At 38.9% G+C, this 23,153-nt stretch carries 21 protein-coding genes; 1 reads left to right on the top strand and 20 read right to left on the bottom strand.

Annotated elements, in window-relative coordinates; all coding sequences use genetic code 11:
• From FBQ94_RS17560 to FBQ94_RS14675, 20 genes are all read right to left on the bottom strand, one after another.
• Positions 1-112, bottom strand: a 112-nt coding sequence (locus FBQ94_RS17560) for a twin-arginine translocation signal domain-containing protein (protein WP_352246880.1), incomplete at its 3' end; no start/stop codon positions are given.
• Between the two features lie 34 nt (positions 113-146).
• Positions 147-1,100: a hypothetical protein gene (locus tag FBQ94_RS14585; protein ID WP_007220241.1), complete on the bottom strand. Its 954-nt coding sequence runs from the start codon at positions 1,098-1,100 to the stop codon at positions 147-149.
• Between the two features lie 16 nt (positions 1,101-1,116).
• A complete protein-coding gene (locus tag FBQ94_RS14590; RefSeq protein WP_007220242.1) occupies positions 1,117-1,911 on the bottom strand; it encodes a TorD/DmsD family molecular chaperone in 795 nt (264 codons plus the stop codon).
• Positions 1,912-1,925: 14 nt separating this feature from the next.
• On the bottom strand, positions 1,926-3,140 hold the full coding sequence (locus FBQ94_RS14595) for a 4Fe-4S dicluster domain-containing protein (protein ID WP_040543162.1): 1,215 nt from the start codon (positions 3,138-3,140) through the stop codon (positions 1,926-1,928).
• A 39-nt stretch (positions 3,141-3,179) separates the two neighbouring features.
• Positions 3,180-4,154: an ethylbenzene dehydrogenase-related protein gene (locus tag FBQ94_RS14600; protein WP_007220244.1), complete on the bottom strand. Its 975-nt coding sequence runs from the start codon at positions 4,152-4,154 to the stop codon at positions 3,180-3,182.
• Positions 4,155-4,746: 592 nt separating this feature from the next.
• Positions 4,747-6,084 carry a universal stress protein gene (locus FBQ94_RS14605; RefSeq protein WP_007220245.1) on the bottom strand — a complete coding sequence of 446 codons (1,338 nt, stop codon included), beginning with the start codon at positions 6,082-6,084 and terminating at the stop codon, positions 4,747-4,749.
• A 26-nt stretch (positions 6,085-6,110) separates the two neighbouring features.
• Positions 6,111-6,677 carry a c-type cytochrome gene (locus tag FBQ94_RS14610; protein ID WP_007220246.1) on the bottom strand — a complete coding sequence of 189 codons (567 nt, stop codon included), beginning with the start codon at positions 6,675-6,677 and terminating at the stop codon, positions 6,111-6,113.
• Positions 6,677-8,170 (bottom strand): c-type cytochrome, encoded by a 1,494-nt coding sequence (locus FBQ94_RS14615; RefSeq protein ID WP_083849136.1) that lies wholly within the window; start codon positions 8,168-8,170, stop codon positions 6,677-6,679. The genes FBQ94_RS14610 and FBQ94_RS14615 overlap by 1 nt, the downstream gene beginning before the upstream one ends.
• Positions 8,171-8,238: 68 nt before the next feature.
• Positions 8,239-9,834 carry an ethylbenzene dehydrogenase-related protein gene (locus FBQ94_RS14620; protein ID WP_007220248.1) on the bottom strand — a complete coding sequence of 532 codons (1,596 nt, stop codon included), beginning with the start codon at positions 9,832-9,834 and terminating at the stop codon, positions 8,239-8,241.
• A gap of 85 nt (positions 9,835-9,919) precedes the next feature.
• Positions 9,920-10,690 carry a c-type cytochrome gene (locus FBQ94_RS14625; RefSeq protein WP_007220249.1) on the bottom strand — a complete coding sequence of 257 codons (771 nt, stop codon included), beginning with the start codon at positions 10,688-10,690 and terminating at the stop codon, positions 9,920-9,922.
• A gap of 51 nt (positions 10,691-10,741) precedes the next feature.
• Positions 10,742-11,692 (bottom strand): c-type cytochrome, encoded by a 951-nt coding sequence (locus FBQ94_RS14630; protein WP_007220250.1) that lies wholly within the window; start codon positions 11,690-11,692, stop codon positions 10,742-10,744.
• Positions 11,693-11,806: 114 nt separating this feature from the next.
• The gene (locus FBQ94_RS14635; protein ID WP_007220251.1) at positions 11,807-13,984 is read right to left on the bottom strand and encodes a cytochrome ubiquinol oxidase subunit I; all 2,178 of its coding nucleotides are present in this window, start codon (positions 13,982-13,984) and stop codon (positions 11,807-11,809) included.
• Positions 13,985-14,041: 57 nt separating this feature from the next.
• The gene (locus FBQ94_RS14640) at positions 14,042-14,797 is read right to left on the bottom strand and encodes a carboxypeptidase regulatory-like domain-containing protein (RefSeq protein WP_007220252.1); all 756 of its coding nucleotides are present in this window, start codon (positions 14,795-14,797) and stop codon (positions 14,042-14,044) included.
• A gap of 423 nt (positions 14,798-15,220) precedes the next feature.
• Positions 15,221-16,339: a carboxypeptidase-like regulatory domain-containing protein gene (locus FBQ94_RS14645; RefSeq protein ID WP_007220253.1), complete on the bottom strand. Its 1,119-nt coding sequence runs from the start codon at positions 16,337-16,339 to the stop codon at positions 15,221-15,223.
• Between the two features lie 298 nt (positions 16,340-16,637).
• Positions 16,638-17,909: a multicopper oxidase domain-containing protein gene (locus FBQ94_RS14650; RefSeq protein WP_007220254.1), complete on the bottom strand. Its 1,272-nt coding sequence runs from the start codon at positions 17,907-17,909 to the stop codon at positions 16,638-16,640.
• Positions 17,910-17,981: 72 nt separating this feature from the next.
• On the bottom strand, positions 17,982-18,365 hold the full coding sequence (locus FBQ94_RS14655; RefSeq protein WP_007220255.1) for a response regulator: 384 nt from the start codon (positions 18,363-18,365) through the stop codon (positions 17,982-17,984).
• A 171-nt stretch (positions 18,366-18,536) separates the two neighbouring features.
• Entirely contained in the window at positions 18,537-18,734 is a 198-nt protein-coding gene (locus FBQ94_RS14660) for a 4Fe-4S domain-containing protein (protein WP_007220257.1), read from the bottom strand.
• Positions 18,735-18,981: 247 nt separating this feature from the next.
• Positions 18,982-19,638: a protoglobin family protein gene (locus FBQ94_RS14665; RefSeq protein WP_007220258.1), complete on the bottom strand. Its 657-nt coding sequence runs from the start codon at positions 19,636-19,638 to the stop codon at positions 18,982-18,984.
• Between the two features lie 331 nt (positions 19,639-19,969).
• Positions 19,970-21,316: a sigma-54-dependent transcriptional regulator gene (locus FBQ94_RS14670; protein WP_007220259.1), complete on the bottom strand. Its 1,347-nt coding sequence runs from the start codon at positions 21,314-21,316 to the stop codon at positions 19,970-19,972.
• A gap of 32 nt (positions 21,317-21,348) precedes the next feature.
• Entirely contained in the window at positions 21,349-22,458 is a 1,110-nt protein-coding gene (locus FBQ94_RS14675) for a two-component system sensor histidine kinase NtrB (RefSeq protein WP_007220260.1), read from the bottom strand.
• A gap of 478 nt (positions 22,459-22,936) precedes the next feature.
• Here FBQ94_RS14675 and FBQ94_RS14680 point away from each other — a divergent pair.
• Positions 22,937-23,153: hypothetical protein (locus FBQ94_RS14680; protein ID WP_502872697.1), on the top strand; the 217-nt coding region annotated here is incomplete at its 3' end.

A 23,153-nucleotide genomic window follows, 5' to 3' on the forward strand; every position in this document is an offset into this window, starting at 1 on the left:
ACGCCATTGCCTTATTGGCAAGGGTAAAGGTCGCACCCGTTGCGCCTGTCACCTGTAGGAAAGTCCTCCTCGTAAGTTTCATACTTCCTACTCCTTTCTCAAATAAAAACATTTATATAAAAATTTTAACTATTAAAGCCCTATAATTAACAAACGGAACTCCGTACCTTATACACCTCTATACATCTCTCGCAAACACCATCGTCAGGCTCCCAATCAGGGAAATCTCTCTTAATATTATCTATGATATAAGAATCATGATTGAGATTTTCAACCCAATTATAGGTACGAAATTGACACAAAGGACATTGTGCTCCAGGCAAGAGTGTTTTTTTCATTTTTTGAACGTGCTTTATTGGCAATCCTTCTGAAATCTTGATCACCTTATTTACATCTTTCGCCAACTCTAATATCTTATTATGTGTTAAGCATTCGTCTTGCCAGAGAACATTAAAAATTGCAGCTTTTATTTCTGTTGGAATCTTTTTATACAGTGATTCAAACTCTGCATATCGTCCTTCTTTATCTGAAATGGTTTCCTTCTCTTTTCTTATCAACCTGCTATCTACAAAGATATCCCAAAAGATACTATATCTTTCCGTAATAATACTCTCTTCCATAGGATTACAACCGAGACGTTCATCCTTATAATCAAAAGATTCGCTGAGCATATCGGAAACATGCATTAATTCATGACGAATCAATTTTTTTAGATATGCAATTTCCTGAAAGCGGTCAATTAACAATTTTATAATAATCCGTTTTTGCTCAGTTCCTTCACCTGGCCCTTTCATAAGACTAGAGCCTTCATCAAAAGGATTTTTTGCCTTTGTTATCACCCCACCGATAACTTTTCCTTCAAGATCGGGAAACTCATCGAAAGATTCTTTAATCAAGTTAAAAAAGCCAAGTTTCTTAAAAAAATCCCACTCAATCTTTTTAAATTGCGCCGGCCTTTCATCCAAAGGAAAATTCTCGTAGACAGGGTCAGTAAGAGCGTGATATTCATTCGTAAGAGTATAATCACCTTTTTCCTCTTTTACCTTTAATTCCCGGAAAATCGCTTCTTCGATTAAATTTGGATCAAATTCAATTTTCATACAATACAAACTCCATTTAATCTAAATTACTATCTTCTGAAGAAGCACAGGATAAACACTCATCCGGAGCGCCAGCTACCATGTCTTGATTTAGATCAGATTCTTTAAACATCTCAGTTTTCACATTCATCAACTTCATCTCTAATCTCATAAACTCTTTTGTTAATACAGCTAATGCATGATAAAAACCTTCTTCTGCCCTTCTGCCAAACAAAATCGCAAAAAGCGGCACCCATTTCCCAATATGTTCCTTGAGAAACTTCTTTTGTGCATCTACGCATATTTGCGCCTTTTCTTCTCCATCATTTTCTTGCGCATAAGCTTGCTTATACAACAAAAAATGCATGAATTCCAGTTCTACACTAACATGATCGCCTCGTTCTTTCTCTACATCAGATATTTCCAATCCAAAGGCAGTATAAAAACCCTGAATATCTGCTAGTTCATGCGTTTGTTGATATATGTGCGCAGAACCATATTGGGTTTCATACAATGGACACTCTTTCGATATCGTATGACCAACAATGCGCTGATATACCTTCTGCAAGGTTGCAATAGGGGTATTATCATGCAACTGATGTACTGCATCCAAACATCTGCGCAACTCACTCACATCGTCAATTTCCTTATAACAGAGCTCCAGGTTTTTTTTGTATTCTTCAAAATCAGAACTCTTAAAAATCGAAAGATTCTTTTCTATTGGATAGAGATAACACGCAGAAAGAATATGATACATAATACTACGCGTCAGCATATTCTCTACACCAGGTGGAACATGTTGATCCAAAAGATTACTACTTTTTACTTCCATAATAAACCTCAATCCTAAATTGAATTGTAATGCTTTGGGTCTCTAATATACAGAGGTTCTTCTACCGTTGTTCTCACAATCTCCTGACCATCCTCACCAAAGCCAATAACAGTATCGTTGAACATCTCAAATTTCTTCCCATGAATTACCGTCTCAAATACCTTAGGGCCTTCCTCAATCTTGTATTCAAATACAATTGTTTGTGTCATCCTGAATAAAGACATAACTGCCAATAACTCTCTTGAGGGTACCATAAATTTCTCAACTGCTTCGTCTACACCAGGACCAAACATCTGCCTTAAATATGATCTTGGCGCCCATCTCGGTGGTATGTAATAGATATTCGGTTCCGTTCCAAACTGCGGATACAACGGTAGTGCTACCTTATGATGTCTGATTAGCCAAGTTACTGGGTTTTTCGGATTATCATCTAAAAATCCCTGTAACCGAATTTGCCCTACACAGGCAGACATACACCGGGTTTCCATAGGACGTCCCTTCGTTAAGGGGTCTTTCCCCTCAATCCTAGGATAACAGGCAATACATTTTTCGCTTACCCTGGTCAAACCTCTATACATCGGTTTCTTATAGGGACACTGCTCAACACACTTTCGGTATCCCCTGCACCTTTTTTGGTCAATGAGAACGATTCCGTCCTCTTTTCTTTTATAAATTGCCTTTCTCGGACAGGCAGCTAAGCAGCCAGGATACGTACAATGATTACAAAGCCTCTGAATATAGAAAAACCATCGGCTATGCTCCGGCAATGAAGAGTATTCATCTGGCTTATTATTACTCTTTGCTACATCTTCACCAAAATTGGGCGCTCTCCATTCTTTATCCTCAGGAATATACCCTACCGCCCATTGATTCAGGTTCTTCTTTGCAGATGCCTCAAAAATAGTATCACCTTCATACACACCGTACGGGGATAATTTCTCATCTTTCTCATCGGTATACCAGGTATTTTCACCGTTATCGATGAGCTTTAACGTCTTAACATCCCATGATTGGGGGTATCCACCGTATGGCTTCGTTTCCACATTGTTCCACCACATGTATTCCTGTCCCTTATTATACGTCCATGCGCTCTTACAAGCCATGGTACAAGTCTGACAGGCAATACACCTATTGATGTTAAATATTGCTGCAAACTGCTTTTTTGGTCTGGATTCAAAATAGGGATACTCCATACGTCTCCCTAGATGCCAGTTATGTACTAGTGTCATTTTTTTAATCCTCCTTAACTTTATTTTCCACAGAGTAAACTATTGCCAAGCAACCTTTTCCAGCGTTGCAGGATGCCATTGAGTAGATATGTTTTTTTGTCCGTTCCTATCCTTTTCCGCACCATTCCATACAGCCATGTTAAAAAAGGTTTTTCCACCAGGAACAAATTGCACATCATGAGGATCTTCTGTTATCAACGGACGATACATAATTACAGTCCATACACCATCTTCGTATTTACTACATCCATTTACATCCTGATGGTCCTGAGTGGTAAGGGTACCAAAGCCTTCTGCATTCAAATCCTCTACGGATCTTCCCCTTCCAGGCTGAGAGAGCAAATTGTGTGCTGCCCTACCACCGGACAAAACTGCAACACTGGTTATTAAGTCCCTGTGGTAATATACACTGTATGGATTAGTATTAAAATCATCATGCATATTCGGATATTGCGCCTCAACATCCTCTAATTCACCCTTCACAAGTAAATCAGCATCCCAGTCCGATTTCCAGTGCCAAAGATTTGTCGGTTTCTCTCTATCTCCCATCCTCGGACTAAAATGTTCTGCCGGTGTTATTTCTACAGCGCCCAAAGGAAACATCAAAGCAACGGCGTCTCTGAATTCCTGAGCAGCAATCGCCCTTGCATTCTTTGTTGGATCGCTCCACGTAATTTGAAAGTAAATCATCATCCCATCATGAATTGCCTTTACCTCTGCGCTATTTATAGAACCTCCACCATTTGGAAATGCCTTATCTTGTATTTGCAACCCAATATTAACTCCCGAAGCTTCTTTGAACGAACCTCTTAGCGATTCAACATCCATATGATACGGTTTTTCCACCGGCACATACTTTACGGTCAAAACATCCTTTGCAGGAGTAAATTCTTCTTCGCTCATCCCTTTAACCCCTGGCGCTGTTTCCTCAGCTGCGTATACCGTAGCGCTAAGCAAAGCACAGCTTAGGAGGGTTAAACCATATCTCTTTAACATCCTATAACCTTTCATCATTTCCCTCTCCTCCTCTAAAAACTTCATTTTCAACTATTTTTAAATAGATTTATATCTTCATTTCTCTTATTGAGTACGTTACGAAAAGAAATCACATTAATTCCACTTTCCTCCTTCCCACTACTGTAATTAAATTTTGATAAATCAAAAATTTTTACAGGTTTAGACAAAATTCATTAATGCAGCAAAATATGTTCCATTTCCTAAAACCAACACATCCTTAAGTAAAGCACCTTTACTATGTTATTTCAGTATAAACATATTAACTATTCTTGCTATTTAAAAAATTCCATAATAAAACCACCTCTTACTGAAATAAATAATGCATAACTGAAATATAGATTAAGAAATTGAAACGAACAAGAGATTCACAATCTTTTCTAATTTTGCTATATCTATTTGGTGATAGTTCATCTTGATGTTTAGTATTAACTTCCATATCAACTAGTGGATTGGAAACCAATGAGGACATAATAACGCACACATCTCGAGGTAGATATAAACGATGGTTAGCTGATAGCTATATTTATATCCAAAAAAATCAACACTTCCTGAATTAAAACTGGTTCATTTTACACCAGGTAGTATCTTACTAAGTCTTATGTAACATACTGTCGCCCATAAGCCCGGCTTTCGCCTTATTGACAACCTCCACAGTTATTTCACAATATCCCTTCTCCTGCGCAAATTCCTCAATTTTCTTTCTGACAACTCCTCTGATAAAGGGAGGGATACGTTCTGTTTGCTCTTGAGCCTCATCTGTCCAAATTACTAATTTATGCCCCTTTCCAACAGATTCTGTACAAAGCTCCTGATCTCTGTCAATCGATTTTAACTCACCATTTTCTTCCATTGGTAGATTATAGGAACTCATAGCAAAAACATTCTCTTTCTCAGGCACAATCCTACTATCTGAAAAATTCATTGCGTTTTCTGATTTTACCCCTGCATTCTCACCTATAAGTAATATATTACATGGCGCCAACCTTAACAGATTTTCAGTAGTACCACCAATATCCAAGCCATTCGTATTGTGGATACCAGTACGTCCTAAAATTAACAGTGAGGGCTTTTCATTATGGATATACTTTATTATCTGATCATACGGCTTACCATCCATAAGTATTGTATTGATCTTCACGCCACGACCTTCTGCTATACATTTTGCCTGATCCAGATGATTCTGATATATTTTTGCTAATCCCTTGTCGATAATCTCTTCATGGAGCGTTTCCTGTTCCTTAAATCTGAAAATTTGGCCTGCCTCTTTTGAAAGCACCTTTGCAATACTCTCAAAAGCAACACGATGATAATGCGGATCAAAAACAGATACGGCATCAATAGTGAGATCGAACATTTGAGCAAACGTGAGTGCGGCTTTAACACCAGAAAAAGATGCGGGGCTACCATCAACCGCAACTACAACCTTTCCTTCCAAACGTTTATTTTTCACCACAAGAATATCTGTTTTGGCACGCCTGATAACACGTTCACAAACACTACCAACTACGCTAGTATCTACTGCTGCTAAACCCAGAGCCCCCAGAATAAGTAAATCATAACAACCTTTCTGTACCTCTTTACTAATCTCATAGTAATTTTTGCCTTCCAGCAAGAGTTCTTCATGAGTCACCGAAGCTTTGAGGCACTTATTTTTAAATACATCAAGATACGATTCAGAAATCAACTTCAGCCCCATATTAATCAACGAAGTATGAAGCTCTCTTTGCCGGTGAAGAACTTTTTCGTCTTGATATTGCTGTGGTAAACCCTTCTCCATATCGCGGAATCGCTTTTGATGCAGAGAAGCATCATAGACATGACATCCGATTAAATGAGAATGAAGTTTTCTCGAAAGGTCAATTCCCAAATCGATACAAAAATTTGAATGACATGAATTATCAATTGCAATAAATATTTTCTTATACATAAAAATGTTTCTTTGAGTTTTAAAAATTATACTGTTTCACTCTTGAGTTTTTTCAACTCACTAATAGCCCCTATAGCTAATGCAATAGTGACCACGCCCACAAATGCCCATCGAACCGATGTCTTAAAAATAGTATCTTTTGCTTCTTCAACAATCTGTTCCTTTGCAGCAACAACGGGTTTCTCCGTTGTTTGCGTAGAGAGACTTCGTATATAAGCCACCAATTCCTTAATCCTTTTTTCAGTTAAAGTATGGCCCCAGGGAGGACAAAGATTTGATTTATCGACAGATTTAGATCCATCCGTAATAGACTTTATAAGTTGGTCATCTGTCCTTTTGCTCATATAATCGAGATCTGTTAAATTTCTCGGTTTAGGTTTTAAATCTATGGTAAAAAATGTCCCATCACCTTTCCCTTTCGTTCCATGACAGGGCGAACAATAATATTCAAAGGTTTTTTTTGGTGAAAGCAAAAACACCTGGTCTCGCGGTGAAACATCCAAACCATTTGCAATGTTATATGCACTAATCACCACACTTACAACAAATACCGGTAAAATCATAATCTTTTTACCAAATGAAAAATATCCCATTATTTACCTTCCTCTTTCTTCTTCACGTGGTCCACTAAAAAACCTACCATAGCCTTTAATTCATCTTCAGATAAATTAAAGTTCGGTTCTAAAGCTTGTGGATTTGCTTGCTGCGGATTTTTTATGTGACTTAATATATACGCTGGTTGTAATCGATCTCCAACAGTAGCAAGGTTTGGACCAACCACCCCACCTCCTTTAGTTCCTTCAGCATGACAGGTATTACAACCCTTATCATAAAATAATTTTTCACCCATGGAAACTATTTCCGGAGAAGGCGCCTCACCCTTAAAAACATCCTGTGGAAGCTCTTTATTAAGTAAATACTTATCCATAAATTCAGTAGCAACTTTCGCATCTTCTTCGATTAAGTTAAACTTTGGCATTTGCTGACTTAAAGGGCGTATAATATCCGGCGCTTGTAAAAATTCTTGTTCCCACCCCATTTTAATCTTATTACCAACGAACGTTAAATTAGGGGCATACGTTCCGCCCTTTTCCTGTATCCTGTGGCAAGCCAAACAACGTATTTCATAGAGAAGTTTTTCAAAGCCTGCCAAATTATCCCGTTTCTTTTCCACAACCGGCATCAATTCCGGGATACCTTTTACATCATGACAAACAAAACATCTGGCTTTTTCAACTATATCCCTTCCTTTTTCAGCCAGCGCATTATCTTTTCTTATGCTACTAAACTCCTTTTCCGTTAACACCTGAATCTCCTGCTGTTCTGGTTTCGCCTCTGTAGTCTCTTCTTCATCTGCTTCTTCAGGCATAAACTGGGTATCACGCATAATAAATTCAACAATATCTCTTATCTCGCTATCAGAAAATCGGAATTGCGCCATCATAGTATCCGGGAAATGACTCTTCGTGTTTTTCAGCCAGTCATACAACCAATTTCTGTTTATCTTTGTTGTAATCTCACCTAAATCTGGTCCTACACCCACATTGCCGCCAACACTTTTAATAGGATGACAAATCGTACACCGAGCACGGCCCCACACACCTTTTCCACTATTATAAATCTTGTCCATCTTATCATATTCGTCATCTGAAAGTTCGTCATCCTTTTTCAGCAAAAATGCATCCCAGGCCACCTGTGGAACCTCTTTATCTGCAATACTACTCAAATAAACAATAACAGCCTTAATTTCCTCAAAGTTTAAACCAAGATCCGGCATTTTTGCATTTGGTACTACTTTTTTTGGATTAGCAATCCACCGGGATATCCATTCCACCTTAGCCTTATTCACAACATTTACCAGTGGCGGCCCATTTTTAATCCTCTTATAAGGGTCTTCAAGCTCAAAGGGAAGAACCGTCCATTGCTCTGGAATCCGGTATTTTTTGTCTAAATCTAAATAGATCTGATCTATTTTTCGCTCTTGTCCAAAAGAATTACTTAGAAATGCCATCAATGACAGGCCAACCATAGCAAGGGAAGCCAGCATTGTTCTCCGGGGTAAGCAGACCATTGATCTTATTCTCATACAAACTCCTTAACAAGAAATATTATCTCTGAGTGATTCTTAACTTTAGAATTCATCTTCATTTCAATTTATTCATTTTCTTCTAGTTTTGGTGGAAACCTACGTAACCTAGCAATAAACCAGAGTTCAACACTTGCTCCCATGATGATAGCAACTAATACATAAACAAAAATGGTCCTCGGTACAGGTTTTTCCAGCAAAACATAATACCATGCTGAGACGGATTTTTGAGCACCGGTATCACTATTAGAACCATCCCACGCCGCTAATGCCACAGGAATCAATTTGCCAGTCTCAAATTGAATATCCCCCTTTACATCATCTGTTTTAAGAGACCTTTTCAAGACAACCTTCCATCTTCCATTCTGATAAACACCTTTTCCACTTACATTTTGACTCTCAGGTGGCTGAGTTGTTACATTTTTAAAACTCTTGGCATTTAACTCGCTTACTTCTCCAGATTCTGTTTCCGGGGCCTCAATAATAGCGCCAAAACCCTCATGCCAGTACGCCTTCCATGACCACAAATTCACTGCCCCACTGGAATCCCCCATTGCAAAATAGGGTTTCTTTAATGATTCAGGGATTTTCGTTGGAAATTGCACAGAAACCCCATCACGAAAAACATCCTCCTGCTTATTCGTAGCATCATCCCATTCAAGCAAAAACATGATTTCATCCTTGTTATACATCGCCCTAACGTTAATTGCATCGATTGAGGGTGTCCATAACCGGGGAGTTGCAATAATTTGTCCAGCTAATGGAATCTCAACTGGGGTTGCCTTGTCCCAATAATTGTCTGAAGCATCAACTGGTAACTGATCATCTTCTACTAATTTTGCTTTAATTACTACGTCCGAAACCATGTCTTTTGCTATACTTTTCACATAATGGGCAACATGCCAACGATCTTCATCAGCAAGTTTTTCTAAATAAGAGCCCATGGGAGTTTCATTGAAGCCGGTTGAGACCGTACGATAAATATCTTCTATTGTATTACCACCTTTGAAGAGCCACCCCTTGGTTAAATCCCTGGCCCGATAGGGTAAATTCCATTCCGATTGCAAAGCAACAGTTAATGGTCCGTTCCCTCTCCCATCTTCTCCATGGCATTCAAAACACCTCATCTCTTTAAACAACTCTTGCCCTCTCGCTACACTTTCAGGCGTTGATGCAACACTTCCAACAGATACCGTTTTGATTGCATCACTTTTTCTAAACTGATCATTAAATGTCTTAATGTAATAAAGAACTTGCCAGCGCTCTGTCTCACTAATAGTATACCAAAAGGGCATAGCAGTTCCTTCTATACCGCTTGTAATAATTCGAAATAAATCTTCATCAGTTGGAACCGAACCAAAAGCGGTGGAGCGAACCTTGTACTCATTCCTGGTAAAATTCCTTGGTTTTGGAAACATTGTTTTAGCGGCAGGCCCATCGCCTTTACCCTCAATCCCATGGCAATACCAGCATCTTTTTTCATAAATCTTTTTTCCTTCAGCGGTAGCATCTGGCGTCTCAGGTAATTTGGGAGGTACTTCGTGTTTATACGTTCTAAACAAATGCGATGCCTGAGCAAATACATCTGAAGCAGTCCCAAAGACAATTGTGCATATTCCAATTAACCCAAAACCAACTAATACTTTTTTACATGCTTTTATCATAGTATTTATTTGCTCTTCTTCCCTTACTGTTTTTAAATAATGCTCTCATTACTGTTTAGATTAAATTAATTTAACCAAACTCGCTTTACTCAAGCTTTTCTCTTTGCCGAGGCATAACGCCTGCGGTATCGTATTCACCCATAATAATCATCCAAATTTCATCATCCTTTAAATCATCTTTCCACGAAGGCATCGCAGAGTCCCACGGTGTAGATTCCGAAGGAAGACCAGGAGCGCCTTCTTTAATACGCCAGAAAAGATAATTATCTACTACGGTTGCAATGGTTCCCGGATCCTGGAAATTAATAGGCCTCAGCCGAAACGAATTAGCAAACGGACCGTTACCGTCAGCTTTTGAACCATGACAGGGACGGCAATATGTCTGAAAAAGTATTTTTCCTTCTTCGATACTTTTCCTCTGAGTATCAGCATCCTTTTGCCGAAATGGATTTTCAAGTTTTTCAAATTCCTGAGGCAATGTCGGATGCTGGATCCTTAATTCTACAGGAGAGGCAGCGCCGGGAATTGACCAGGAATACACAAACCAACCTACAAGAACCGGAAATGAAACAAACAATAATTTCTGCAGCAACGATTTTATTATCGGCCCACGACTTGGCAGGAGAAAACTTAAAAAATCAGCAAACTTCTGATTACTGGTAGTTGCGTACACCAGTCCGGCCAAAACACCCATTATCATATACCACATCATCAAGGTACTTGGCGTGGGCATTGGATGACTTTTTGCCATCAAAATCTGAAAGACTTTTGGTGAAGCATATTTGAGAAACATGAACAAACAGATGACAGCCAGGATTACCCATATCATCAAAAATGCACTACGTTTTTTAGCCATTCATAATACTCCTAACTATTATTCCTTCGCATATACGACAACGTCTTTGATCTATTTTAGACTCTGTAAATAGGATACAACCCCGTAAAAATCCTTAACGCTCAACAATTCACTGATGTTTCCTGGCATGATCGAAACCTCCTGTTTTTTCATTTCCTCAATATCACCCTTCGGGATTACTACTTCTTCGATCTCGCCACTTTCTTCCTTCAATAATACAAGCTCCGTATCCGTCTCACTTTTTATTAATCCATTATAGGGAATTCCATCGGTTGTTATCACGTACATAGTCTCGTACCCCTTTACAATCTTCGCGCTAGGCGTTAAAATGGACTCTAAAAAATACTCCGGTGTTTGAATTGCACCTATACCGGTAAGCTCAGGTCCGACCTTCTTCCCTTTTCCATTCACAACGTGGCACTTTCCGCAGGTAACAGGACGTGTTTCATCGAAAAATACCTTTTCCCCTTCTTTCGCATCGACAACCATCGGAGGCACCCATGGCTTTACCTTCTTTTTTGATGCTTCAGGTATTTTATCCTTATACTTCATAAGAGCACCGATGTCTGCCTCCCCGCCTAAAGTTTGAAGATATGCAATTACCGCAAGTATTTTCTCGCGTGAGAGCATAATAGGCGGATCGAATACCTTGGGCATAATTTTATCATAACCCTTTACAATATACTTTTCCGGGTCAACAATGGATTCTATAAGATAATCCAATCCAGAAGCCATTCCCAATTCCTTTGCGCGTTCTTCTGCCCTCGATGCCAGGCCATCCTGATCAGGCCCTCTCGTAGCGCTTCCGCTTGTTCCTATCTTATGACACGTACTACATTGTCCATCCCCCCAAAATATCTTTTCTCCTGCCTCAGGGCTGACACCGCCTGCGGACTCCCCTCCCCCTGTACCAGAAAGTCCGGCCACATATATCGTGATATAAATATAAAACCCTATAACCGCTACTCCAAAAGCCGTAATTTTTAACATGCTTTTATTCATAAGTTCTCTATGCCTTCATTTTAACATCTTAAGATTTTACCAGATAAATCTTCTACGTTCTTAATTCACAACGTTTACATTGCACTCGATTGCAGCCATAATCCACCATACAGTTTAATGAGTATCGGTATATCCAGCCGCTATTCCTTCTGGCTTACTCTCATACTCATAATCCTTCACTTTTTCCTTCTCTTTTTTATCTCCCAAATTAGCCAACCAGAACACGAAAGCAACCAAACCCAGGAATAGAGCTACGATCAAACCGACAATTCTTCCCATATATGCCAGAGTCGGAGTGTACGCCCATTGCGATGTATCTTGTAAAACACCGTAAATATGCCAATCCATCCGCAAACCTGAACGTATGAAACCCATTAAACCCATCAGAATAACAATAACCACACACAAAAGTATCAGGGCATATTGAGATCTGACCGGCATTTTTCCCCATACAATACCTCCCACAAGTTTCGCTTTGCGGAAAATAAAGACGTCTGTAATAGCATTCATGATCAAGCAACTCATCACAATGGCAACCTGCGTTACCGATAAGTATCGCAATACCAGGTTTGCTTTCTGCATAACCTGGAAACCATAATACCAGAAGTAGAGCACTGCAATACATGCTGTCACGGCAAATAATATAGCCTGCCCTAACTTTCCTTTGTTCTTAAAAGTCAGGAAAGCAGCCAGACACACAAAGAAAGACTGGATATAAAGCGCACCTATCAACGGCTTCACAAAGACTTTTATATTAGCCTCCAGCTCAACAAAATTGAGTGAAATCGCATAGGAGACCAACATCAATAAACAGAAAATCAATGCCGAGAATATCCCAATCTTACCAGCCTTTCCCTGTTCGGAAAACGGGATAATCTCTCCCTTGTTGCTTCGACGATAGATCAGGAATGAAAAAAAAGTCGCGAGAATGATCAGGTTAACAACAGCATTTTTTGCTGCCATGACCCCAAAGTATTTAGAGAATGGATGATACTGTTCACCGATCATAGCCCTTTCTTCACCACTCAAAGGAAGATTGTGAGGGGTTAACCACACAGCAAAACACATAAAGATAACAAATATGAGATATTTAATAAACTTGGTATATCGCTCCGAGCCTTTAATTCTTCCCATTCCAAGCCATAAATAATAATTTGCACCAATAAAGAGCATACCAATCAAGATGGCCTGGATAATAAATGTCCATGAGAAAGCACCACCCATCATAATATTACCCATTACCGGACTAGAACTATAGACTTCCCTTCCTAACCAATAACCAGCAAACGGAAGAGGAATAAGCGCCCCAACCCCTATAAAGTTTCCCACATAACCCATCCAATCATAGTGGGCTCTTTCTTCTTCCGTCTTTGCACCAAGGAATTTTACTGCCGCATATGCCCCAACCACAAAGCCGCCAAAACAGACATTAGCAATTAACCGATGAATGTTTACCGGCATCCAGAGCGGATTATATATAGCATGATATAAACTCACTAGTTTGCCCGTAGACGGGACAATACCAGCAGGGCTCATCATGTAGGTTGCCCATGAGTTTGTTAAAAACATCAGTCCTGTGCCAAAAAGATTCAACAAAACACCTAATGTTATATGGAACCATTTCTTTGCAGCAGTGCCTTTAAGGATCTCCCATGAGTAATAGTAGCCATAGAGCGTAAACGCCTCACCAAAAAACATCAATGCATAGACATACATAGTCGGTGCAAAGACATTTGTCATATGACCCATGAATTCCGGATATAAACCAAACAAGCAGAATCCAAGCAAACCACCCAATGATGCAGTTGTAGCAAATGCCGCAGACAATAGCTTGGTAAACTCTTTTGCCATCTTATCATACTTAACATCGCCACCTTTAAAACCGACAATTTCAACAATAACCGCAAAAATAGGGACGCCAAGCACAAATGCCGCGAACATAAGATGCAATTCCGATACAACCCAGACCACCACGCGGGAATCTATTCCAAAAAATGGACGGTATTGAACAGGACCTACTTCTTCTTCCTCCGCAGCAGTTGTTGTTCCAGCTCCCGCCGCAGCTTCCCCTTCAGGTACTTGGAGAGGAGCTGACGGCTGACTTCCCGCTTCAAATTGCGGTAATTCGACACCTGACGCAGCACTCTCACCCTCTTTCACCGTTTGCGCAAAAACATCTGGTGTAAATGCATCAAGAGATGAGATGGATGAAAAAAACAATGTAAGAAACAACAAAACAACAGCAAAAAAACTTCTTCTTGTAAACTGCAGTAATATCTTAAATTTATTCATTATCAGTGCGCCTTTTTAAACAAGTAATTTACACAAACCATAACCTATTGATCACTGTTATTTCTTTGTAAAAGCAAAATCTACCACAGCTTCTTCTTTCGATTTTACAGCAACATCACTGGTCTTTTTTCCAAGTTTCTCCTGCCACGCCTCAATTTTGTAAGATCCAGCGGGGATATTCTCGATTTTAAAACTTCCATTTTCATCAGTAACGGCAAAATATGGATTAGCCTTTACTACAATAAAAGCACTCATCCATTTGTGCACATCACACGTTATCTTTACCATTTCCGGAATATCGAATTTTTTCGTCATTTTCCCGCCGCCCGATACACCCTCGTTGAAACCAGGATTCTTAATAGACCAGGAATGAAGATTATGCATTACATTATCGCTGTTGAGCAAATCGACACTACTTCCGACAGATACCGCAAGTACATGAGGAATAAATAAACACTCCTTCTGATCCAACACGGCTGTCGTTACCTCTGCCTTTTTTCCAGCAGCAATATCAACTAAGGAAACAACAACATTTTTAATGCCTTTTGATTCTCCATTAATAACCAACTCCTCCGATTGCTTATTATCATGACCACACGTCTGCTCATCCTTGTCTACTTTTAACGCTTTTGCTGCTGGAATATCACCATCAAACTTAACAGTGCCAACAATTACTCCACCATCAGTTACCTCAACCTCCTGGTAAGCCGGCGCTTTCTCTGCCGCCATAGTAGCATGGTTTATCCCTAACATACCACCCATTGTACTAAACATCAGACCACCGATAATCATCAGTCGCAAACTTTTTACCATTATAACCTCCATCAACCTTTCAAAAGTTACTATGGATTTTAAAATCCTAAATTAATCTAAAAATAATAAGCGTTTATGTGTGTAAAATAAAACATTTATCCTATAATTGTATAGTAAATTTGTCAATCAGAATCTCAGCCCCTAAAGAAATCCACTATAATCTTTCAAGTAAAATTTATTTTACAGTCTTTTAACGGTTTCTAGAATTAACAATATCCATACCTTTTTATTTAAAAAGTAAAAAAATTAAAAAAATCTACGTAAGTTATTAACTATTAAGTTCTTATTTTAAATACACCCTGATATTAAAAATATTTATCAAACTTTAATTCATTAATACGAGATTTCATGGTTGAAATAATAGTTTCAAATTTAAGATTACAGAATTATTCAGATACACTAAATACTAAGTAAAAATTTTTTTTAGTTTAATGTTCTTCTCAATGTTTCAATGGTTTTAGGGTTCGTTAACTTGCCTGGCTCCACAATTACATCCGGCTCCATCTTAAATCGCCTTACCCAATCAGTATCAGAAAGAGGTTTCCAATACACCTTATACAACCCGGGAGGTATATTCATAAAATGATATACTCCATCTTTATCCGTAACAGTCTCAAACTCCACAGATCCTTCTACCGGACGGTACCCCTTTGTTAACAAACCAATCTTTTCTAATATTTGTAATTTTACCTGACAATCCGGAAGCGGCTTTGCGCCATGCAATATCTTCCCTTCAACACTGCCGAAACGTACTGTTGACGGAATGGAATCTCCCTTTAACAGATGTTCTTCCTCTGGTTTCTCCAATCCTTTATCCATTTCATTATCTGTCAAACCCTCGCTTAATTCTTCTTCCAACCCAGAAGTCTTACCACCTTCTTGTGACAGCTTTTCATCTCTATTCGAGTCTGATATTTCGCTATCTAGTAATACACTTTTGGTCTCAATTTCTGATAAGTTATCTTCTTCTGCCGGATTTTCTTTTTTTGTCTTTTTTGTTTTTAGCCTGTAATGCTTTTCTGCACCCACTTTATCTTGATCCATCCTTATCTCATCAGCGATTGCCTTCTCTTCAAGACTATCGCTTATAGGAAATTCTGCTTTCTTTCCTTCTGTGATTTGTTCTGATTTCTTTTCTTCGGCAATCTGGTCCATTACGATTTTTGGCTTATGTTCAATTTCGGCAAGCGCCGTATCGATCTGTTTATCTTGGGATTGAAAAGACATCTGGAGTGCGGAAATTAATGTGGTAGGGATCAATACTTGTATAGAATCGTTAGTAACCTCTTTAACTTTACATTCTATTGCCACATTTGAAATATCCAAAAAGATCACATCGGAATAATTTTTCGTATCTGAAAATTGCATACTTAAGGATTTTACGTCATTTTTCAAGATTATCGCTTTTATACATTCATCCGCAACACCTATCACTTTAAGATCAATACCTTTACTAATATTCTTTAAAGTTAGTGTATCTCCATTCGCCGTGGCATAAAAACCCATCATGATAAGAAAAACAACAATCTTACATTTTTTCATCAACGAATATTCCTAAATAAAGTATGAAATTTAAACGCCCGCATTTAGCTGAATTTATTATGGGTTAAGATACTTTTCTTCCACACACTATTTGAAAATTTATACTGTAGTATAGCTAAATAAGTTTAACATGCGGTAATTTTATATCAACTAAAAAAATATGGGGTAATTATGAATACTTTCATAATTACCCCAAAAAATAGTTCATTTTAAATCAGGAAAACTATCAGACGTAATTTACTGTATTATATGAGAATCCCAAATCAGATTTGCAGAAGATGGAAGTATAAAATTTACCTTAATGTTCTAAAGGATTATACGGTTTTCCTTCTGTTAAAGGAACATCCGGCTTCGCGACCTTCTCTTTGCTTCTCACATCAAAGATAGTCAGTGCGCCTAAAGGATACTTGCCGGTCGATACCATCCCACGCAAGTTATGATCATGCATAATTGTTACCCCTGCGCCTAAATTGCATGACAAGCATTTCCTTTGACTCGCGAAGTGAGGTATCTTTACCAGCACATCAATCCTCTCACCACTTGTGATACAAAGGGTATCTTTCTCATAGCTACTTTTTAATTTCCTTCCATCCAGCGCAACTACCTCCATATGGTATCCATGCGGATGGATTGCAAAAACATGATCAGCCCCGATAGCCATAAAACGTAAGAGAACCGTTTCATCCTCATACGCTACAATCCTTGAACGCGGATCATTTATTACGGAACAAGGATGGTACAGATTATCGGTAAAAGTCCTCCCATTGATCAAGAAATAATCAGCCTTCCAGTCCTGCAAACCATGAACAACACCTGCCTCCTGTAATTGCTCATTTGCAGTAGCAGACAGCTCACTGAAAAACAACGTATAGTCCCTGTCATACTTATACCCGTAAGCCGTTTTCGTCCTATCCTGATGAATAATAATAGGGAAATACATCCCGGCAAGGATATGGTTAAAACTATCTACATGGCAGTGCCCCATAAAAGAGCCTTCATACTGCGGCGTTAATTCATAAGTAAATGATTTATGTTCCAGCACTGGGTCTACTGGTAAAGAGGGTACACCGTCAACCGAAGGGGTTAAATCCAAACCATGAAAATGAATCGTATGCGCTACATGATTAATCCCTGAATTCGGATCCGCACAATGCATACCCGTATTATGCAAGGTAATCCTTGCCTTTTCACCAACAAAAAGGTGTATAGGGTCACTCGGTACTTTAACAGGCTCTAAGAGCTGTTCTACTTGCTCTTTCGTAGTCACTTCTCCTACATCTTTAAAACTACCCTTAGCATGGGTATATCCGAAGACCCATACTAGTTCACCATTAGCCATTTCTATATAACCGTCTGTAGTATACAGGTGAAAATCCCAAACACCATTCTTATCACGTTCACCCAAAATATCCCCATTCGTTACACTGATCAGTTCCTGTTCTTCCGGGCTAAGACTCCAAGCCGCAGTTTGTTTTACCTCTTCGCCAAGCACGTTCGATATTGTTACACAGGTTGTAATACTCAAGAATACTCCAACCGTCCACCACCCTATTAGCTTTACAATACCCATCGCCTTCCCCTTTCTCTAAACAAGTTAAACAAAATACAAAATCACCGCCTAATTTCTTTTTAATATCCGGTTTCAGGTAATCACTTGTCTCCCCTCCCACAAATCCTTTAATACCACCTTTAACTCCTTGATATCGACAGGCTTTATCAAATAATAATCACAGGATGCAGTTTTTAGAATATCCTCAACTGCTTTAAGAGAACTGCATGCGGTGATAACCACGATTATCATAGATGCATGCCTTTTTTTTACTTCATTGATCAGGGCTAATCCATTCATCCCCGGCATATTCAGATCTGTTATAATGATGTCAAAACTTTTCCTGGATAAAAGGCTTAATGCATCGGAGCCAGAAAGGACGCCGGAAACAGGATATTCATCACGAGTTAAAATCCTTACCAAGCCATCAAGCGTAGTTTTGTCATCATCTACCAGCAATAATCTTGGCTTTGTCATAAGAGAAATTGTTTAGAAAAATTTAGCATTATCTTTATTCCCTGTCTCATTACACAAATCCATTACCTTTCGAATTTCCTTTTTCTCTCCATCGCCGCACAGGATTTGTTTTCTTATAATCCTTTCATAGAAAATATCTCCAACGAATACGTAAACCATGTGCGACTTGGATCACGGATGGTATTTTATTCTTTGTGTAGGGCAAACAAGAACAGCCCTCTTTACATCTTCACCATGAGAAGCAATATCTACACCATGCCTTACCAAAGGTCCTGTCTCTTCTGAGTAATCAAAAACCTTCTTTGCCTCTTCAATACACATTACACACTTAATACAATTACCCTCAAACTGAATGATATTTGTCCCCATTCCAACTACCTCCTTCTTAAAACACAACCTTCACACCCACTTAAACCAAAAGTGAATGGCTAAGATCTACTTTTTAAAATCGCACTTCCTGATAATCTTCTGCCTTGAAATTCCATATTCGCCTTCTTTTCAAACCTATATCTCCATGATTACCCAGGATTATTTTGAAGATCACCCCTTTATCCTTTGTTGACAGGAAAAGGGGTGATTATACATTCTCAAAGAACTCTACCTGAATGATAGATAATTACATCCATGCTGCAAAATAATCGATATGGTAAACATCGATAATCATCCAGAAGAGCTTCGTCCAGGCGGTAGTAATCCTGCGCAACTTTTCAGGATCATCCTTCAGTTGCTCGGCAAGGAAATTAAACAAGTACTGGTGTATATAACCCCACAGAGCAAGGTTCAGCCTCATGGGTATGTAAAGGTCTTCAAAACCAAAGACAGGTACATGTACAGCGCCAACCCAACGAACGAAATTCCAAAATTCTTCATCCCATTTACACTCTAATATCTTAAGCAGGAACCTTCTCTGCCTCGCCCTTCTGATAGTAACGTACTCCTTAGCAATCTTGCCCGTCTCGTCTCTGAACCACCTCGATAACCAAGGATCATTTATAAGCTTTTCCCAATAGATGTGATCCAGAATCGCCTCAAGATGCGGCGCTAAAATCTCTTTCGATTCCTTAATAGCCTCTGTATCTTTATCGGTAAAATTTAAACACTGAGACATATACTCGTAACGTTTCATTATATCTAAACTGGTTTCTCTATGAAGGTTCCATGCCCTGTTAAATTCGGGAATGTCCAAAACCGGATTACGCTTACCCGCCGATATCTTCTTCTCTCCCTCCATAGGAAACATCTTCAAGTATGCATTTGCCATAACTGAACTCATCTGTTGGTCCTCCTCTTAAAAAGTATAGAAATTTTATCCATTACACGTAATTTTTATTATTTACAACCTACACAACTACTTGATGAAAGAGCATTACAATCATCAAAATAAATTCATGTAAGTTGCTCATTGTAATAAACAACTTGCATACCAATAAACCTCAGATAATTATATTCTTTGTTATAAGTGCTATGTGTGTTGTGTGTTAGGAATGGTTATATTTTTTATCAGGGGTGTGTGTCAGGAAGTTACTGAGCAAAAAGATGCTTTTTAGCGAAAAATTTGCGGGAATACGGTGTGAAACACAAAAAAGCTTGAAAAAATTTCGTTATTAACCCCACTCTTTTACTTTATACTCAATTTTTCTATGTGATATCCCGAGTATTTTTGCAGCCTCTTTTTTGCTTCCCTGTGCCATCAGGAGTGTCTTTTGGATAATCTCTTTTTCAGCCTCTTTTAATGAAATACCCAGCGGAATCTTGATTACTGATATATCGTCCTTATTTGGAATAACATTTCCTGGTAAATGATCAACAGAGAGCGTATTTTTTTTACAAAGTACAATGGCCCGTTCAATGACATTTTCCAACTCTCTAACATTCCCCGGCCAGTGATAAGCGCATAACGCATCCATCGCCTCGGGGGTAAAACCCTTAATCTCCTTTTTATACTTTTTCGTATATTTAATAACGAAAAAATTAGAGAGAATAGGAATATCATCCCTTCTCTCTCTTAATGGCGGTAAATTGATGGTAATAACATTCAAGCGATAAAACAGGTCTTCCCGAAACCTTCCCTCAGAAACTTCTCGTTCCAGGTGCCGATTGGTTGCTGCAATAAAACGAACATCCACCTTTAAGGTTTTTTCACCGCCAACACGCTCAAACTCACCTTTCTCCAGAACCCGAAGCAGTTTTACCTGTACCTTCAAACTCATCTCGCCCACCTCATCAAGAAAGAGTGTGCCGCCATCCGCCATTTCAAACCGGCCTTTTCTGGTCTGAATAGCGCCGGTAAACGCCCCTTTTTCATGTCCAAACAGCTCGCTTTCCAGTACCCCTTCCGATAGTGCAGCACAATGCAAGGCGATAAAAGGCCTGGCAGACCTGTCGCTCTGATAATGGATGGCATTGGCTACAAGCTCTTTTCCGGTTCCTGTTTCACCTAAAATCAGGATTGAAGCTGTACTGGGGGCGACATCTTCTATCATATGAAATATCTGTTGCATCTGAGAGGTGCTGCCAACGAGTTCAGAAAATTTATACCTGTCTTTCAACTTCTCCTTCAATATACGATTTTGGGCAATCAATTGCTGCTTTTCCCATAACTTTTCCAATACCACCTTTAACTCTTCTATATTTATTGGCTTTGTCAGGTAGTCATCTGCCCCGCATTTTATAGCTTCCACGGCCGTTTTTACCGAACTATATGCGGTAATAACCACAATCGCCGCCGATTCTTCCCTTTTCCGTATCTCATGAATCAGCGATATCCCACCCATTCCCGGCAACTTCATATCGGTTACGATAATATCGAAATTCTTCCTGGAGAGAAGATTTAGGGCGTCATAACCGGATACGGCGCCGGAAACCGTATATCCGTCATGCATCAATATCTTCACTAATCCATCAAGGGTATTCTTATCATCGTCTACCAACAACAGGTTTGGTTTTGTCACAAAAATTTTATGGTTACCTGTAAAATTAAGACTCAATAATTATTTTCGTTAACCGGAATCGCAATAATAAATTTACTCCCTTTCGGGGTTTGCTCCAATCGTATCGTTCCTCCATGGGCCTGGACAATATTTTGGGCAAAGGAAAGACCTATTCCGGTACCTCCGTTTTTCGTAGTATAAAATAAGTTAAATATTTTATCCTGAATCTCATCAGGAATTCCAGGACCTGTATCCTGACAAGAAATCAATATTCCGTCATGGCTATAATGCACACCCACCCGCATTTCTCCCCCATCCGGCATTGCTTCGATACCGTTAATCAGAATGTTCAGAATCGCCTGCTTCATCTTATCCTTATCCACCTTTACTTTCGGCAGCGCATGCATAACATCTAATTCCACATAAATACCATTTAATTGAGCCTGAGGCAAAAGTAAAGAAGTAATCTCATTCAGCATCTCGCCTATATTGACAAGGCTTTTGTTCAGTTCTCCTGTTCTGGAAAATTGCAAACACTCCTCAACAAATCCGCTTAAACGGATGACTTCTTTCTGAACTATCGAAACTATTTCAAGGAATTCTTTTTTCGACTTACTGCTTAGCTTGTGGGTATCCTGTATTTCACGTTCGAGCACTAACATTTGAATATTCATGGCATTTAAAGGGTTTTTAATCTCATGCGCCAATTCTGCAGCAAACGTACCGAGGGTGGATAAGGTCTTTGACTTGAGAATCTCATCTGCAAAATTTTTTCTTTCGCGAATATCTTCCATAATAGTAACGATATGCGTTACCCTTCCTTCTGCATCTCTAATAGCCGATGCGTTTGCCTCTATCCATGATTCACTACCGTCACCCCTTGTAATCATGAGTTCTCTGGAAGTTTTAGAAAATTTGCCCTGAAAAATATCTACACCAGGACAAAATTTCTCTGTCAAACACATACCGGTAGAAGTATGGCACTGAAAAATATCCCCGCAATCCTTCCCAACAATCTTCTCTTTTGACCATCGGGTAATTTCTTCACAGGCATGATTAAAGAACACCACCTTCCGGTTTACATCTTGTATCATTATCCCTTTGCCTGCAGAATCCAGGGCTTGATTCAAAATTTGATTTATCTTCGTACTGTCATTTTTCATAATTGTTCGTGTAATGAATTTTATTATCGGGCTTAATCCGAAAAAAGCTTAAAAACCTTCAAGCCTCATTTCATAAGCCTATCAAAATTTTTCCAAAAGTAAATGTCAAACCTGAAAATGCCATGTATTCGATTTTGTGCAGAATTTAAAATTGCAAGAGGAATTGTAAGTAATATGGGCCGGATGCTACTTGTTATTCGAGTACAGTTTTGATTACCTCAATTGTTTCAATACTACTTTTTAGTTATTTAAACTCCTATACTTATGTAGAGTGTATTGCAAGGCTTGAAAAGCATTGCAAATAGCCATATTTCAGCTATTTTTCTTTTTAAAATCCTCCTTACATCCTGTACAATACCTTCAGTATTTTTTCCTATAAAATCTTAAGGAGACCTTTCCCTATGCTCTTTACCAGAGACGTTCACAAACCAATGTATAATTCTCTGTCTGATTTGAAATCTGATAAGACAATCAATGAATGGTTCAGACAGTTCTTCCGTTCTCCCAAACAACTCCAAAACATTACCCCCTGGCCATCCTCGCATTCTTTGACTTCTCTTTCCTGAACTTCATCCTTGAAGAAAATCCTCATGTGCCCCTTTCTCGTTCCCTCTTCAAGAAATCTTCTGATGAAAAAATCTCTTCCTACTACTCTCCGGTTTCCAAGTTCAAGATGCTCTTACTTCGACCTCTGA

The sequence above is a fragment of the Candidatus Jettenia sp. AMX1 genome (assembly GCF_030263775.1).
Lineage (GTDB): Bacteria > Planctomycetota > Brocadiia > Brocadiales > Brocadiaceae > Jettenia > Jettenia caeni.

What these genes read in the sequence shown, in the direction of transcription:
- FBQ94_RS14585 (WP_007220241.1), bottom strand. Translation starts at nt 1,100, where the DNA reads ATGAAAATTGAATTTGATCCAAATTTAATCGAAGAAGCGATTTTCCGG.
- FBQ94_RS14590 (WP_007220242.1), bottom strand. Translation starts at nt 1,911, where the DNA reads ATGGAAGTAAAAAGTAGTAATCTTTTGGATCAACATGTTCCACCTGGT.
- FBQ94_RS14595 (WP_040543162.1), bottom strand. Translation starts at nt 3,140, where the DNA reads ATGACACTAGTACATAACTGGCATCTAGGGAGACGTATGGAGTATCCC.
- FBQ94_RS14600 (WP_007220244.1), bottom strand. Translation starts at nt 4,154, where the DNA reads ATGATGAAAGGTTATAGGATGTTAAAGAGATATGGTTTAACCCTCCTA.
- FBQ94_RS14605 (WP_007220245.1), bottom strand. Translation starts at nt 6,084, where the DNA reads ATGTATAAGAAAATATTTATTGCAATTGATAATTCATGTCATTCAAAT.
- FBQ94_RS14610 (WP_007220246.1), bottom strand. Translation starts at nt 6,677, where the DNA reads ATGGGATATTTTTCATTTGGTAAAAAGATTATGATTTTACCGGTATTT.
- FBQ94_RS14615 (WP_083849136.1), bottom strand. Translation starts at nt 8,170, where the DNA reads ATGAGAATAAGATCAATGGTCTGCTTACCCCGGAGAACAATGCTGGCT.
- FBQ94_RS14620 (WP_007220248.1), bottom strand. Translation starts at nt 9,834, where the DNA reads ATGATAAAAGCATGTAAAAAAGTATTAGTTGGTTTTGGGTTAATTGGA.
- FBQ94_RS14625 (WP_007220249.1), bottom strand. Translation starts at nt 10,690, where the DNA reads ATGGCTAAAAAACGTAGTGCATTTTTGATGATATGGGTAATCCTGGCT.
- FBQ94_RS14630 (WP_007220250.1), bottom strand. Translation starts at nt 11,692, where the DNA reads ATGAATAAAAGCATGTTAAAAATTACGGCTTTTGGAGTAGCGGTTATA.
- FBQ94_RS14635 (WP_007220251.1), bottom strand. Translation starts at nt 13,984, where the DNA reads ATGAATAAATTTAAGATATTACTGCAGTTTACAAGAAGAAGTTTTTTT.
- FBQ94_RS14640 (WP_007220252.1), bottom strand. Translation starts at nt 14,797, where the DNA reads ATGGTAAAAAGTTTGCGACTGATGATTATCGGTGGTCTGATGTTTAGT.
- FBQ94_RS14645 (WP_007220253.1), bottom strand. Translation starts at nt 16,339, where the DNA reads ATGAAAAAATGTAAGATTGTTGTTTTTCTTATCATGATGGGTTTTTAT.
- FBQ94_RS14650 (WP_007220254.1), bottom strand. Translation starts at nt 17,909, where the DNA reads ATGGGTATTGTAAAGCTAATAGGGTGGTGGACGGTTGGAGTATTCTTG.
- FBQ94_RS14655 (WP_007220255.1), bottom strand. Translation starts at nt 18,365, where the DNA reads ATGACAAAGCCAAGATTATTGCTGGTAGATGATGACAAAACTACGCTT.
- FBQ94_RS14660 (WP_007220257.1), bottom strand. Translation starts at nt 18,734, where the DNA reads ATGGGGACAAATATCATTCAGTTTGAGGGTAATTGTATTAAGTGTGTA.
- FBQ94_RS14665 (WP_007220258.1), bottom strand. Translation starts at nt 19,638, where the DNA reads ATGAGTTCAGTTATGGCAAATGCATACTTGAAGATGTTTCCTATGGAG.
- FBQ94_RS14675 (WP_007220260.1), bottom strand. Translation starts at nt 22,458, where the DNA reads ATGAAAAATGACAGTACGAAGATAAATCAAATTTTGAATCAAGCCCTG.